Origin of the sequence: Exiguobacterium oxidotolerans JCM 12280 (genome assembly GCF_000702625.1) — a bacterium.
Classification (GTDB): domain Bacteria; phylum Bacillota; class Bacilli; order Exiguobacteriales; family Exiguobacteriaceae; genus Exiguobacterium_A; species Exiguobacterium_A oxidotolerans.
Genome location: NZ_JNIS01000001.1, coordinates 1,159,873 through 1,173,153, shown reverse-complemented (window position 1 = coordinate 1,173,153; position 13,281 = coordinate 1,159,873). Strand labels below are relative to the sequence as shown.

The window sequence follows — 13,281 nt, the reverse complement described above, 5'->3', positions numbered from 1 at the left end:
CTTTTTGTTGTGCTTATTTTTGCGTGACACTAAATGCTTCTGGTGACTCGATGCCTGCTTTATTGACGGCCGTAATGATGAAGCGACCTGTCGCATCTTCCGGAAGTGGGAACGCTTTCCGTTCAATCGATTCCGTTGAACCGAGTTTTTTTCGTTTTCCCTCTTGTTCTTGATAGATGTTATACGTCACGACTTCATCGTCTTTTGAGGCATACCAGTTCACGAAGCCACCACTGATACGGACATTCGTTGCTGGTTTTGGTGGTGTGTTGACGGGATCGGATGCTTTCTCATCAAGCTCGGTGAACACGACGAGCCGGTTGTCGTACGTCCCTGCATTTTGGTCATACGTACCGATACACGTAATTAAGTTTAAGTTACGGGTGTCGGCAGCACCGAAGATTTTTTCGAGTGGGGCATCGAGATGGTCATACTCGACGAGTTTCTTGACGCGGAAGACGAGCAGGCGTCCAGACTCATCTTTGATTTTGATGGCGTCACCTTTTTTTAGTTCATGCAGCTTGTAAAAGACGGCAGGACCGGTTTTCGTATCCGTATGTCCGTCGATGACGGCATTGCCGACGTCCCCTGGTCGTGGTCCGAATTTATACCATCCGACCTGTTGTTCATTTTTGGGTGTACCCATCGCCCCTTTTTTATCGAGACCGACTTGTTCGATGTTCGTTTTGACGTCGAGTGCGTCGATCGTCAACGTCTTCGGGAGTTCGACTTCATTGGTCGAGAGGGTCTTAAATTCTTTTTTAAAGATTTCGGATGGTTTGAGTGGATCCTCCTTCGTCTCGGAAGAAGCCGCGGATTGTGAATCAGCTGTACCTTGCGTGATGTTTCTTTCTGTGTCGTTCGTGTTTCCGAATAATAAGAAAATCAGTGTACCGACTGAAACGAGCATCAGGACGATACTGATCGGTAATAACCATTTTTTCAAAACACGTCACTCCTTTCCGAGAGGAAGACCTCTCTATGTAAGAAAAAGGATAGTGCCGAGGGCGCTATCCTTTTTAGTATACCCGATTTCTTATGCGTTTTGGCGTTTGCGTGCAACGACGATTCCAGCTGCACCGAGTGCAAGACCGAAGAGTGCAAGTGCACCTGTTGTTGCGTTGTTGCTTGTGTCGCTCATGCCGCCGTTACCTGTGTTCGGCATTGAACCTGGTGTACCGTCCATGAATTTCTCAGGAGATTGCATGACGATCGCGTTACCGAGGTTTTCACCGACACCGTACATGTAAGCATATGACTCGCGGAACGTGTCGACTGACGCTTTGTAGTCGCCTTCTGTATACTGCATGAACGTGTCTTGAACATATGTTTCATGGCCAGCGACGGCTTCTTGTGCTGCTTTCGTCGGAAGGTTTTCTTCCGTTGCTGCTCCGAGGAATGCACCGAAGTCGTTCGTGAACATTTTGAGCATGTCTTGTGCGTCACCCATCATTTTTTTGTCATCATTGATGGCTGCTGTGACGAGGTTCGCTTGTGCTTCGATGTGGTTTTTCGTCCAGACTTGCTCGAACTGATCCGCACCGGCTTGACCGTAGATCGATTTGATCGCGGCTTTGAAGTCAGCTGTGTGCATATCTTCCGCCCAGTTTGCAGCATCGTAGTCTTTCGCTTGATCGACGCCTGCCGTCATGCTGAGGTTCGCAAGAGCGACGTGTTCAGCAGCAAGGCTGTTGAGTGTTGACCGGAGGTCAGCGGCTTTCGTATCAGCTTTCGAGTTATCGAATTTCTCAGGCATCTGTGTCGTGATGGCGACTGAGAGTGCTTTTGAGATGTCATACATGCGGCTGTATCCTTCACGGAACGTGTTGTACGATCCTTCGTAGTCGCCTGCTGCATACTCTTGGAATGTTTTATAGACGTCCGCTTCGTGAGCACGAAGGACTTCTTCAGCTGCTTCCTTCGGAAGTTCGCCTTCTGTCGCTGTGTCGAGGAATGTCGAGAGGTCCTGGACGAACTCTTCTGTCTCGGCTTTTGAAGCGTTGATGCCTTCTTGGTCATCCGCTTTGACAGCTTTGACGAGGTCCGTTGTGTATTTGTTGTGATCGACGAAGATTTTTTCGAACTGTTTTGCGCCTTCGTCGCCATAGACTGAAGCGATTGCCGGTGTCATGTCGAGTGCGTTCTGTTTGAGTGCTGCTTCATAATACTCAGCATCTTTTGAACCGTCATATTGTTTTTTCATGTCCATGACAGCAAGCACGAAGTGCTCAGAAAGCAATTGGTCGAGTGTCGCACGAAGATCTGCCGCTTTCGTTTTGACCGTGACGTTTTTTGCTTTGTCCTCATGCATCATGTCGTCTGAACCGCCTGATGCGAACGCCGCCGTTCCTGGTAATACGAGTGCTGCTGCCATTGCTGATGCTGCGAATTTTTTAGTGTGTTTCATCTGTAATCATTCCTCTCAGTTTTTAATAGTTTTGGTAGTTTCTGTTTCATCCTTCTGAAGAGCCTACGAAGGAGTGAGGCATTTGGATTTAAAAAAGTTTTAAAAAGTTGAAGAAATCTTAAAACGTAATTTTGATGCGTTTCAGTAGTCATTCTGTTTGCCGTTCTGTGTAGCTTACGCGCAAGGGCATGAATTGGATTTAAAATTTGTGAAAGAATATCGAAAAATATGGGAAAGTGTTTTTTCTTTCCTTATATACACAATGCGAACTTTTTTTATATATTCGGTGATTCCTCATGTTACACTTGGAAAAAGAGCAAACTTGTAGCTAAATCGGAACTATTTAATACCAGGTACTAATGTGCTATACTGTTCTTTAGACTGACTCAATGAAAGGTGATCAAGATGGTACAAAACCAAGCAGGAACGGGTCAACCGACACGTGAACGTCTGAAACGGCATCAAAAAGAGCCGAATCAGGAACATCAAGAAAACCCGGAGCAGAAGCAGCGTAAACGTCTTCGTGAGTATTCTTCTCGTCGAGTACCGATTCTTGTACGACTATTGATCGTATTGGTTCTCGTCGTGATTGCACTCGTCGTAGGCGCGATGGTTGGGTACGCGACGTTTGGTGGTGGCGAAGCGATGGATGTATTGAAGCTCGATACGTGGACTCGCATCACCGATTTTTGGATGAAAGCTTAGATTAATCAGTGATTGGAGCTGTAGATATGTATACGATTGAACAGATAAAAGAAGTGATTCCGCACCGTTACCCGTTTTTACTCGTTGACCGGATTCTTGAAGTCGAGGAAGGTAAACGAGCGGTCGGCATCAAGAACGTCACGGCGAATGAAGAATTCTTCAATGGCCATTTTCCGGATTACAATGTCATGCCTGGCGTACTGATTGTCGAGGCGTTAGCACAAGTCGGTGCGTTCGCTGTACTGAAGGTGGAACAAAACCAAGGGAAACTCGCATTTTTCGCAGGTATTGAAAATTGCCGTTTCAAACGTCAAGTCGTACCCGGTGATCAGCTCCGACTGGAAGTCGAATTGACGAAACTGCGTGGACCGATCGGTAAAGGGAGTGCTACAGCTACGGTCGATGGGGAAGTCGCCTGTACTGCTGAACTAACTTTCGCGATTAAGTGACCTGCTGATGAAACGCTGGTTGATCCCCCTTGCGATATCCTTACTCATCATTCCAGGTTGTCAGCGTGCTGACGTGGTGAAGACGGCTTCCCCGACGGTCTTCATTGATCCTGTCAAACGTGCTGGACAAACGGAAAACATTTCCGCTCAAGTCTCCTTGACGGAGAAGGACCGGATGCGCTTGACGATTCGAACGGCGAATGACATTCGTCTTGACGATCAACAAGTCGATATCCGACTCGATGTCGCCAATCAATCGATTCCGTTCCCGTTCGTTTCATTTAAAGCAAAGAAGATGGGTGAAGTTCGAATTTATACGGCAGATACGACGATCGAAGAGGACATCTTTGATGAAGAACGACTCCCTGTGTTGATTATCGATGCAGGAGCCGGGCGTGGCATTGAGATTCCGCTCGAAATCGTCCGTTAAACTAAATGAGAAGTATACGAGAGCCGTTTGGATTTCCCGGTTCTCGTATGCTTCTTTTTTGATGTTTGTGATGAAGATGATAGGGAAACTAAAAATAGTAGTACCTACAATATATATAGGGAGGATCTTGATTATGTCTGAAAACCATCAAGCTGTCTTAACAGAACTGAATGCCTGCATCATTGCCTGCAACGCGTGCTTCGATGCCTGTTTGAATGAGGAGCACGTCGCACACATGGCGGGCTGTATCCGACTCGATCGGGATTGTGCCGATATATGTGGTCTGCTCAGTCAAGCGATTGCTCGAAACAGCTCGAATGTATCTGTACTCGCGAAAGCCTGTATCGAAATTTGTCGTGCCTGTGCCAAAGAATGTGCCGGACATGATCATGACCATTGTCAAAAATGTGCTGAAGCGTGTGAAGCGTGTGTGACATCTTGCGAACGACTCGTTTAAAAGTAGAGTGAAAGGGACTGCTTTCTTCTTTAAGTAAAGGAGGCAGTTTCTTTTTTTGAAAAAAAGATAACGCAATGTAAATTTTTAAGTGTTTTATTTTTCCTGTATTGTTTAAAATTTAGGTAGGACATATTTTTAGAATGGAGTGTACATTTACATAATGCGAAAACTTGGCATGTATCTTATTGCACTGGTACTGAGCTTTAGTGTCATCCTCCCGGTACAAGCAGCACCGGTGAGTTGGGACGTCACCGGAACGGGGACGAATCCGTACACCCTGACCTTTACAGGGGAAGGACTCGTCGATCTCGAATCAGAAACGGCGCTCGTCTTCGAAGGCGAAGTGACGGGGAAAAATATCGATATCGCGAAAACACCCGTCGTGACGTTCACGGCTGAAACGGCACCGACAATCAATATCGTTGCGGTCGATCAATCGAAGAACATCCTCGTCGAGTTCGGACGTGTCGTGACAGAAGAACCGGCAACAGAAGAACCGACGGTGGAGGAGCCGGTAACGGAAGAACCAACAACAGAAGAACCACAAGTCGATCCTGCGACGGAAGAGCCGGCGACTGAGGAACCAGTAACAGAAGAGCCAACAAAAGAAGAGCCAACAAAAGAAGAGCCAACAAAAGAAGAACCAATAAAAGAAAAGCCTGTCAAAGCAACAACGGGAACGATCAGTGGAACCGTCTGGTATGACGAGAACATGGACGGGGTTCGTCAAAATGGCGAGTTGTTACTCGATGATGTTCCTGTATTGCTGTTGAATCATGATGAAGATGTCGTCGACGAAGTGTATACGAAGGAAGGGCGCTACACGTTCTCGAACTTGAAACCGGGTGAGTACGACGTCAAAACGGATGGATTCGACATGGGGTATTACTACAACTCGCCTCAAAACGTCGGTGACGACCGATTGATCGATTCGGATTTAGATGAAGAAGACGGATACCTTTATTTAAAATTGAAAGCCGGTCAAACGGTAGAGATTGATGCAGGACTGTATGGCGCTGAGGAAGAGGAAGACTTCTCAAACCTCTTGCTCGTAACAAACTTCTTTGACGCTGATGCGAATCAACGACCGGGCTATACAGAAACGGGCGTACCTGCGACGTATACGGTGACGGATACAATTACCGGAAAAGACGTCTACAAAGAAACAGTGGGTGCGAATGAAGCGATGATGATTGAACTCGAACCAGGGACGTACTCGGTTAAAACAGAAGTGAAATCAGGGTATCTTGTGAAAGCGATGCATCATTTGGATTTGGATGCGTTGTTTGACTTCGAAGATTTTTCAGGTGCCATCACGAAAGCGGACATGAAAGCGATGGCTGAAGATCAGGGCGAAGAACTTGACGAAGAATTCCCGGAGCTCGAGGAATTCATGAAGTTGTTCAAACGAAAGCCGGTCGAAGCCACCTTTACGATGACGGAAGACACGCTCGGCTTTTTCTTGGCGGCTGAAGTCGTCCGTGCTGAACCGGTCGAACAAACTAAACCGACGCCGGTCAAAGCGAAAACGGAGCAGGCGACGGACGTGACCCGTTCGACTAAAATGTCTGGAACGTTGCCGCAAGCAGGGGAAGAAACACCGTTCCCGTTTGCTGCGACAGGTGCCGGGCTTGCAGTTGTCGGACTGTGGTTCCTCTTACGCCGAAACGGTTAAAAATGAAAGCCTTCTGAACGATTATGTTCAGGAGGCTTTTTCATGTGTGTATCGGTTGACACACACGCACACACGTGTGTATAGTTGTAGTATCAAATGAACAGAAAGAGGGATGACGATGTTAACGACGAAACAAATCAGTGAATTATTACGTGTATCGGAAGAAACGGTCCGTCGCTGGATCCGGACAGGCGAATTGCATGCGGAACAGGATGGAAAAGGTTACTTGGTCGATGAACTGGCGCTGAAACGACTGGTCGATGAAAAGTCACAAATCCCGGGTACAGCGATGAACAAGATCCTCCCGATCATCAATGACATGTTTGGTCCGGAAGCGGCGAAGTTTGCGAAATCGAACTTGTTTGATCCACTCCGTCAATCGATGGATCAGACGCAAAGCGAGACGGTGCCGCCGAAACAGGAAGCGACGGCTGAATCAATTGCGGAACAAATCAGTCAGCTCAAACGTAAAAAACGTCGCCTTGAGCTTGAACATGAACTGAAGTTGTTGGATGTTGACGAAAAAATCGCAGCACTCGAGCATAAAGCGAACGGTTTATGACGGATTGTGTTCTAAACTGTCTGCATGCATGGATTTCCTGACGATACTACCTAAAAAGCGTCACGTGTCGTTGACTCCTACGGGAAAAAGACGCTTTTCTCGGACGCTAGCAAGTTGCCTACAGTCTGAGACTACCTTCTACACAGGAGGTAGTCTTTTTTTTTGACGAAAAAAAGACAAAGTTCACGAGCTCGTGAGCTTTGTCGGCAGGCTAGTCCATCATGAAGACGATGGCGGTGTCGTTGTGTTTTGTTTTTTCTTACGGTGCCAGTACCAATACCCGAGTCCGAGTGTGATCGGAATCGCGGCTAGATACGGATTGGCTTCTAGATAACTGATGATCTCAAACAGCGCGAACCATCCACTGAATAACCCGAGGATGAGTAAGATCGTCCGGATTGCTTCAGGAAGCTTCCGGATACGATATGCGAAGAGACAGACGAGGCAAAAGATAATAATCGCCACGGACATTCCTCCCATTCCCATGACTAGTATAGCGTATTCGAAAAGCTTTTTCGATGCACAAATCTTTCGTCCTCCCGTATAGTGAAGACAGAGAAACTAACGAAGGAAGTGATTGCATGCATCTAACGGTGATTGGGACCGGGTATGTTGGTCTCGTGACAGCGATCGGACTAGCGGACACGGGACATGAAGTGACATGTGTCGATTTGAATAGAGAACGGATGGAACAGCTTAGACGAGGTATCGCGCCGATTACGGAGCAAGGGATAGATGAGGCACTCGAAAAAAATCAAAGTCGATTGACCTTCACGACAGAGTACCCGGTCTCGGATCTCTACCTCGTCGCTGTCGGTACACCGGAACGGGCAGATGGCAGTTGTGATCTTTCAGCCGTCGAAGCCGTCGTCCGGTTGATTGAATTGATCAGTCCTGGCGCATCGGTCGTCTTGAAATCGACCGTTCCTCCCGGGACGACGGAACGGTTGAGTACGGAGCATCCGTCCCTCCGCTTCGCGATGGTCCCGGAATTTTTGCGGGAAGGAACGGCGCTTGCCGATATGCGTCAACCGAGCCGGATTGTCATCGGGACGCGTGACGCGCTACTTGCGCCCCGACTCGAGGAATTACTCAAGACGACGGACGCACCCGTCGTCCATGTCGATCCGACGACGGCGGAACTTACGAAGTACGCGGCGAATAGTTTCCTTGCCGTCAAAATCAGCTTCATCAATGAAATCGCCCGTCTTGCCGACCAAGTCGGGGCGAACGTCGACGACATCGCCCACGGGATCGGTCTTGATCCACGGATTGGTCCCGCCTTTCTCCGGGCAGGGGCTGGCTACGGCGGATCCTGTTTCCCAAAAGACATCAAAGCCTTGACGACACTTGCACGCACGCATGATACGCACCTTCACGTCATCGAAGCAGCGGACCGGACGAATGAAGCTCAGCTCGCATACGTGCTCGAAAAGATTCGTCCCGAGCGTGGCATGCATGTCGCCCTGCTCGGACTTGCCTTTAAACCGGGCACGGATGATTTACGGGATGCACCGGCGTTACGATTGGCCGAACGCCTGCAACAGCTTGGGGTGAAGGTGACAGGCTATGATCCGGCAGCGAAGACGGTGCTCGACCAAAAAACGACGATGGCTGAAGCAGTGGCGGGAGCGGACGTCGCCGTCATCATGACGGAATGGGATGACATCAAGTACGTCTCACCGCAACTCTTGCAGGAACACATGCAGACGCCGCGTCTGATTGACGGACGAAACTGCTGGAAACATCTCGAGGCACCGGGTGGCGTCCAGTACGAGGGCATCGGGCGACCGCACCACACATTTTCGAACAATCCATCTAACTGACCTGTTATATAGGGTGAATCCATCAGTGGGTTCATCCTATTTTTTTGTGGAGGAGACGGATGATGAAAATTGAGTATTTTACGGTGCAACCGAGCGGACCTAAAGGGAAACTTGAAACAGTCCCTTTGGTAAACAGGTGGGAGCAGCATGTCGACGAGGAATGGTCGCGGGCGATTCATTACGGCGCGGGGTTGATTCGGGTGACGGACGACGGCGTCGAGCTTCGGATTCCGATCGAGTTCGGGTTCGGATATGTCTTGCAATACATCCGTCAGTTCGTCGAAGCGGAACGAAAGACGAAGCGGGCGCGTCATTTGTTGCAGCGGCAACTGGACTGGATCGGGCGTGGCTTACCGATTCAGCTCCGACGAGTCGGTGAACGGATTGAAATCATGGCGGATTCGCGGCATCAGTTCGACCGGACGGATTTTTTGGAGGCGATGGACGCGCGCCATCAGATACTTACTTAGCGTGCATCCATCTTTCTGAAGAAAGGATACATCTCTTTTTTAATAATCGAAATGAAGCTGTCTTTTATTTTTGTGAACATGATCAAATTTCAGTTCAAAATTACGTTCGTAAAGGTGCGATTTGAATAGAGGCGGGAGTAGAAGTATTGCACGCGCATCAAGTTCTCTGAAGGTGACTATTTACGCATGTATAGATGATTCGAAGAGTAGAGCAGGATACGTCTTCAATGGAAAGATAGTTCAAGTTAATACAGAGATTTAGCTATACGATGGCTTTGTATTAACTTGTGTAAAAAAATTGCGGATTAAACCAGTCACGACATGATTCTTTGGTCCAGAAATGGATTGAGGAGTTTTTTATCAAGCGTCCAGCATTTAGGGTTCAGTTCATAAGAGTCTGTAGAGAAGTTTTTTTCATTTTTTTTACAAAAAAAGAGTTATTTTTTGTATACTCGACTATAAGAGTGCTCATGCTGAACCGATATAAATGAGAACTCATAGGTAAGAAATAATACGCAAGACAAAAAGGAGAAATGATAGAGTGGAACGCGTCAAAAAGAAACGAAAAGCCAAAAAGCGGTGGACGCCGCTGAAGATCATGCTGTTGATTGCTTTGGTCCTCGTCGTCGGCATCGGCGGATTCATCGGTTATACATACTATCAAGTCGACCAAACCGTCAAGAAAATTCAGTCACCGGTCAAAAATACGGGTGATGCCGTCGTCGAGAAACAAAAACCGGTTTCGGTTCTGTTGCTTGGGGTTGATCAACGCCCAGGTGAGCGCGGACGCAGTGACTCGATCATGGTCATGACACTGAACCCGACCCGGAACGAAAGTCGCCTCGTCAGTATCCCCCGTGATACGAAAGTCGATATCGTTGGCAAAGGGACGAACGATAAAATCAACCACGCGTATTCATTTGGTGGACCGGATATGGCGATCAAAACGGTCGAGAACTTCCTCGATATTCCAATCAACTACTATGCGGAAATCAACATGCAAGGGTTTACGTCACTCGTCGATGCCGTTGGTGGGGTGACGGTCAATAATGATTTAGACTTCAAAGTCGGCGACAAACACTTTGGCGTCGGAAAAATCAACCTCAATGGTGACGAAGCATTAAAGTACACACGGATGCGGTATGAAGATCCACGGGGAGACTTCGGTCGCCAGATGCGTCAACGTGATGTCATCGGACAAGTCGTGTCAAAACTGTCGTCAGACGTATCAATCAGTAAATTTAATGCGATCATGGATGTCGTCGGGGAAAATGCCCAAACGAACGTCTCGTTCAAACCGATGCGGACGCTCGCTTTTGACTATATGGATGCCTTTAAGAATCAGGAAAACTTAAAGCTTGAAGGAGCGGGTGGAAAAGAAGCGGATGGCATTTATTACTGGCATCCGACGGACGATTCGCTCGAACAAACAAAAACTGCATTACAATATTCGTTAGGAATCGAATGATACAGAAAAAGGAGTGAGCCGACGTGGCTCACTCCTTTTGTTTAGAGATTTTGTTCGGCGAGACGGACGCGACTGAAGTCGGTCCCGTCTTTTGCGAACCGTTGCAGTCGGTACGAGTTGCTCATGACGAGCGAAGCCGTATCCGATTCGAGCTGGAGCGGTGCGAGTGTCGCGAGAGTTTCATTCGTGATATCCGTTTCCGACCAATCGATGGCGATGACCCGGTCATCGTATAACGTAAAGAAATGATTTCCATAAAACAGGTATGTGTTCAGTTCATCGGGATATGTGCGGTCGGGTTCGCCATATAAAGTGTTCAACTCTTCGTCCGATTTGCCGATAAGGTCAATGAGGGTGCCCGTGACAAAACTTGTATCGAGATTATCGTTGACCCATGTCAGTAACGTTTCATCGGCAATGGCATCACCCTCGACTTTTTTTGTCGTATCTGTATTTTTGATATATCCTGTCACTCCGTCAGTCAGTTCGACTTTACTGATTGAGTCGGATGTCTCAAGGATCCGGTAGCCGTCACCGAAGTCGGCTTCGTACAATTCTTCCGTCAACGCTTCGTCACGGTAGATGTTACTGTTGCGTGTGTTGACGTAAAGGATGTTTGTTTCCGGTTCAGCTTTCGGCTGATCGTCTGCTTTTTCATCATCTTGGTCTTCCATCGACTCTTTGACAGCGATCGGTTGTTCAATGGTCGCATCAGGTGCAGACGATTTTTGGCTTGCGAGATAGTTCGAATAGACGTATGTTCCACCAGCTCCAAGCAGGAAACAAAGAATCAATAACGCGATCCAGCCCCATGGGAATTTCGGTTTCGTATGTGGTGCAGCTGTCGGCTTCGTATGCTGGCGGCGTGGCGCATCTGGTCGCTGCGTACGTGACAAGGAAGACGGTGCTTCCGCCGAGATATCCTGTTTGATCTGGTCTTCTTTAAGGATCGGTCGGGCGACAATGGTGCCATAAAAATCTGCCAAACTCTCATGGTGCTTTCCGTCTAAAAAATTTTGCCATTCGTCTACCGTAACCGTGTCCTGCTTGAATGGGAGGAGTGGTGCGTCTCCCGTCAGACGGATCATCGTATCGGTTAAGGATTCGGTCGAAGCGAGACTTGAACGGATGCGTTCATGAAGACGTATGATCTCTTCCTCCGAGTGCGATGTATAGTATTGGAGTGCTTGCAGAGAGCGATGCATAAAAAATATTCCTCCTATGTAGATATCCGGTAATTCATGCAAAGGAAAGCATGTTAGTCTCTATTATACGCAAACTTTTTCAATAAACGTATGGTATTTCCTAAAATAATAGTAACCATTTCCCAATTTTTTGTTATACTGAATCCTAGTTGATAAAATAATCACTGCATTAGACAAATAAAGGAGAATAGTCACATCATGAATGAAACGATTAGCTTGCAAGAATTATTTTCAGTTTTACGGAAGTCGCTTTGGCGGATTCTCGCCCTGACGATCGTCGCAGCCGTCATCGCTTTTGCCGTCAGTACGTTTTTGATTAATCCGACGTACCAAGCTGGAACACAAATTCTTGTCACACCGAAAAAACAAGAGAACAATGTCATCGATGCGTCACAAGTCCAGTCGTCGGTCACACTCGTCAATACATACCGTGTCATCATCAAAAGCCCAGCAATTTTAGAAAAAGTCCAAGCAGAAGTCGATAATGCACCTACGAGTATTGATGCATTGAACAGCATGATCACTGTCGAAAGTGAACAAAACTCCCAGGTCATCAACGTCTCTGTCCAAAGTACAGATGCAGCACTTGCTTCAAACGTTGCTAATTCGGTTGCAAACGTCTTCAGTGATGATATCACTGAATTGATGAATGTCGATAACGTCAAAGTTTTATCGGTCTCAGGCATTCCGACGTCACCGGTCAGCCCGAATATCATCTTGAATACGGCGATTGCAGCAGTTGTTGGGTTCTTACTCGGCGTCGGTCTGGCCTTCTTACGTGAAGTTCTCGACCGCCGGATCCGGACGGAAGAACAAGTCCAACAAATCCTTGATCTACCGGTCTTAGGTAGTATCCCGGACATCGATAGCAAAGTCTTTAAATCGTCAGCGAAGGCAACCAAACGAGAGGCGGCAAAACAATATGGCTAAGAAAAGTAAAATGCATAAAGACGCACGGAACTTAATTACGGTCACACAACCGAAATCGCCAATCGCCGAGCAATACCGGACGATTCGGACGAATATCGAGTTCATGGCCGTTGATAAAGAAATTCAAGTCATGCTGATTACATCAGCAACGCAAAGTGAAGGAAAATCGACGACGTCGTCGAACCTTGCTGTTGCCTATGCTCAACAAGGGAAAAAAGTTCTAATCATCGATACCGACATGCGTCGTCCGACGGTTCACTATACGTTTAAAGTCGCAAATGGTCTTGGTTTATCGAGTCTCTTGACACGCCAAGCAGAGCTTGAAAAAGCTGTGCTCCCGACAAAAATTGACAACTTATCAATTTTAACAGCAGGTCCGATTCCACCTAACCCGGCGGAACTACTATCATCACGGGCGATGGAAAATCTGATTTTAGAACTTCGTGAAAATTATGACGTCATCATCCTTGACGCACCGCCGTTACTGCAAGTCGCAGATAGCCGGATTACATCAAAATTAACTGACGGCGTTGTCTTAGTCGTCGGCTGTACGACTTCTGACCGTCAGCGTGTCTTGAAGGCGAAAGAACAGCTCGAACTGGCGGAAGCGAAGATTCTCGGCGTCGTCTTGAACCGTCGTGAACTGACGGATGATTCCGCATACCAATACTACTATTCTTATGAGTGAGGGGTTCAA

The 13,281-nt window shown here is 47.6% G+C and carries 15 protein-coding genes; 11 read left to right on the top strand and 4 right to left on the bottom strand.

Going from position 1 to position 13,281, the window contains the following annotated elements; genetic code table 11:
- Positions 1 to 13: 13 nt before the first annotated feature.
- Both P403_RS0105930 and P403_RS0105925 read right to left on the bottom strand, forming a co-directional pair.
- Positions 14 to 946: a class F sortase gene (locus P403_RS0105930; protein ID WP_029331715.1), complete on the bottom strand. Its 933-nt coding sequence runs from the start codon at positions 944 to 946 to the stop codon at positions 14 to 16.
- Positions 947 to 1,036: 90 nt separating this feature from the next.
- On the bottom strand, positions 1,037 to 2,407 hold the full coding sequence (locus tag P403_RS0105925; RefSeq protein WP_029331714.1) for a hypothetical protein: 1,371 nt from the start codon (positions 2,405 to 2,407) through the stop codon (positions 1,037 to 1,039).
- Positions 2,408 to 2,812: 405 nt separating this feature from the next.
- Between P403_RS0105925 and P403_RS0105920 the strand changes: the two genes are divergently transcribed.
- The 6 genes from P403_RS0105920 to P403_RS0105895 all read left to right on the top strand — a co-directional run bounded on the left by P403_RS0105920 (position 2,813) and on the right by P403_RS0105895 (position 6,685).
- Entirely contained in the window at positions 2,813 to 3,112 is a 300-nt protein-coding gene (locus P403_RS0105920; protein WP_029331713.1) for a DNA-directed RNA polymerase subunit beta, read from the top strand.
- A 26-nt stretch (positions 3,113 to 3,138) separates the two neighbouring features.
- Positions 3,139 to 3,561: a 3-hydroxyacyl-ACP dehydratase FabZ gene (gene fabZ, locus P403_RS0105915; protein WP_029331711.1), complete on the top strand. Its 423-nt coding sequence runs from the start codon at positions 3,139 to 3,141 to the stop codon at positions 3,559 to 3,561.
- 7 nt (positions 3,562 to 3,568) lie between these two features.
- Positions 3,569 to 3,991, top strand: a complete 423-nt coding sequence (locus P403_RS0105910) for a hypothetical protein (RefSeq protein ID WP_029331709.1) — start codon at positions 3,569 to 3,571, stop codon at positions 3,989 to 3,991.
- A 133-nt stretch (positions 3,992 to 4,124) separates the two neighbouring features.
- Positions 4,125 to 4,448, top strand: a complete 324-nt coding sequence (locus tag P403_RS0105905; protein WP_029331708.1) for a four-helix bundle copper-binding protein — start codon at positions 4,125 to 4,127, stop codon at positions 4,446 to 4,448.
- A 160-nt stretch (positions 4,449 to 4,608) separates the two neighbouring features.
- Positions 4,609 to 6,123: an SdrD B-like domain-containing protein gene (locus P403_RS0105900; RefSeq protein ID WP_029331707.1), complete on the top strand. Its 1,515-nt coding sequence runs from the start codon at positions 4,609 to 4,611 to the stop codon at positions 6,121 to 6,123.
- A 118-nt stretch (positions 6,124 to 6,241) separates the two neighbouring features.
- On the top strand, positions 6,242 to 6,685 hold the full coding sequence (locus P403_RS0105895; protein ID WP_029331705.1) for a helix-turn-helix domain-containing protein: 444 nt from the start codon (positions 6,242 to 6,244) through the stop codon (positions 6,683 to 6,685).
- A 219-nt stretch (positions 6,686 to 6,904) separates the two neighbouring features.
- Here the strand turns inward: P403_RS0105895 and P403_RS0105890 are convergent, their stop codons facing one another.
- Positions 6,905 to 7,156: a hypothetical protein gene (locus tag P403_RS0105890; RefSeq protein WP_235195180.1), complete on the bottom strand. Its 252-nt coding sequence runs from the start codon at positions 7,154 to 7,156 to the stop codon at positions 6,905 to 6,907.
- 110 nt (positions 7,157 to 7,266) lie between these two features.
- On the opposite strand from P403_RS0105890, the gene P403_RS0105885 reads away from it, so the two are divergent.
- The 3 genes from P403_RS0105885 to P403_RS0105875 all read left to right on the top strand — a co-directional run bounded on the left by P403_RS0105885 (position 7,267) and on the right by P403_RS0105875 (position 10,449).
- Positions 7,267 to 8,511, top strand: coding sequence for a UDP-glucose dehydrogenase family protein (locus P403_RS0105885; protein WP_029331702.1), 1,245 nt, complete (start codon positions 7,267 to 7,269; stop codon positions 8,509 to 8,511).
- Between the two features lie 62 nt (positions 8,512 to 8,573).
- Positions 8,574 to 8,981 (top strand): hypothetical protein, encoded by a 408-nt coding sequence (locus P403_RS0105880; RefSeq protein ID WP_029331701.1) that lies wholly within the window; start codon positions 8,574 to 8,576, stop codon positions 8,979 to 8,981.
- Positions 8,982 to 9,522: 541 nt separating this feature from the next.
- Entirely contained in the window at positions 9,523 to 10,449 is a 927-nt protein-coding gene (locus P403_RS0105875) for an LCP family glycopolymer transferase (RefSeq protein ID WP_029331699.1), read from the top strand.
- A gap of 41 nt (positions 10,450 to 10,490) precedes the next feature.
- Here the strand turns inward: P403_RS0105875 and P403_RS0105870 are convergent, their stop codons facing one another.
- On the bottom strand, positions 10,491 to 11,654 hold the full coding sequence (locus P403_RS0105870; RefSeq protein ID WP_029331698.1) for a hypothetical protein: 1,164 nt from the start codon (positions 11,652 to 11,654) through the stop codon (positions 10,491 to 10,493).
- A gap of 198 nt (positions 11,655 to 11,852) precedes the next feature.
- Between P403_RS0105870 and P403_RS0105865 the strand changes: the two genes are divergently transcribed.
- Positions 11,853 to 12,584, top strand: coding sequence for a YveK family protein (locus tag P403_RS0105865; protein ID WP_029331696.1), 732 nt, complete (start codon positions 11,853 to 11,855; stop codon positions 12,582 to 12,584).
- Positions 12,577 to 13,272, top strand: a complete 696-nt coding sequence (locus P403_RS0105860; RefSeq protein WP_029331695.1) for a CpsD/CapB family tyrosine-protein kinase — start codon at positions 12,577 to 12,579, stop codon at positions 13,270 to 13,272. The genes P403_RS0105865 and P403_RS0105860 overlap by 8 nt, the downstream gene beginning before the upstream one ends.
- Positions 13,273 to 13,281: the final 9 nt, after the last annotated feature.

Bases quoted from the DNA above. Each gene is read 5' to 3' on its own strand.
- P403_RS0105925 (WP_029331714.1), bottom strand. From the start codon at position 2,407: ATGAAACACACTAAAAAATTCGCAGCATCAGCAATGGCAGCAGCACTC.
- P403_RS0105920 (WP_029331713.1), top strand. From the start codon at position 2,813: ATGGTACAAAACCAAGCAGGAACGGGTCAACCGACACGTGAACGTCTG.
- fabZ (WP_029331711.1), top strand. From the start codon at position 3,139: ATGTATACGATTGAACAGATAAAAGAAGTGATTCCGCACCGTTACCCG.
- P403_RS0105910 (WP_029331709.1), top strand. From the start codon at position 3,569: ATGAAACGCTGGTTGATCCCCCTTGCGATATCCTTACTCATCATTCCA.
- P403_RS0105905 (WP_029331708.1), top strand. From the start codon at position 4,125: ATGTCTGAAAACCATCAAGCTGTCTTAACAGAACTGAATGCCTGCATC.
- P403_RS0105900 (WP_029331707.1), top strand. From the start codon at position 4,609: ATGCGAAAACTTGGCATGTATCTTATTGCACTGGTACTGAGCTTTAGT.
- P403_RS0105895 (WP_029331705.1), top strand. From the start codon at position 6,242: ATGTTAACGACGAAACAAATCAGTGAATTATTACGTGTATCGGAAGAA.
- P403_RS0105890 (WP_235195180.1), bottom strand. From the start codon at position 7,156: ATGTCCGTGGCGATTATTATCTTTTGCCTCGTCTGTCTCTTCGCATAT.
- P403_RS0105885 (WP_029331702.1), top strand. From the start codon at position 7,267: ATGCATCTAACGGTGATTGGGACCGGGTATGTTGGTCTCGTGACAGCG.
- P403_RS0105880 (WP_029331701.1), top strand. From the start codon at position 8,574: ATGAAAATTGAGTATTTTACGGTGCAACCGAGCGGACCTAAAGGGAAA.
- P403_RS0105870 (WP_029331698.1), bottom strand. From the start codon at position 11,654: ATGCATCGCTCTCTGCAAGCACTCCAATACTATACATCGCACTCGGAG.
- P403_RS0105865 (WP_029331696.1), top strand. From the start codon at position 11,853: ATGAATGAAACGATTAGCTTGCAAGAATTATTTTCAGTTTTACGGAAG.
- P403_RS0105860 (WP_029331695.1), top strand. From the start codon at position 12,577: ATGGCTAAGAAAAGTAAAATGCATAAAGACGCACGGAACTTAATTACG.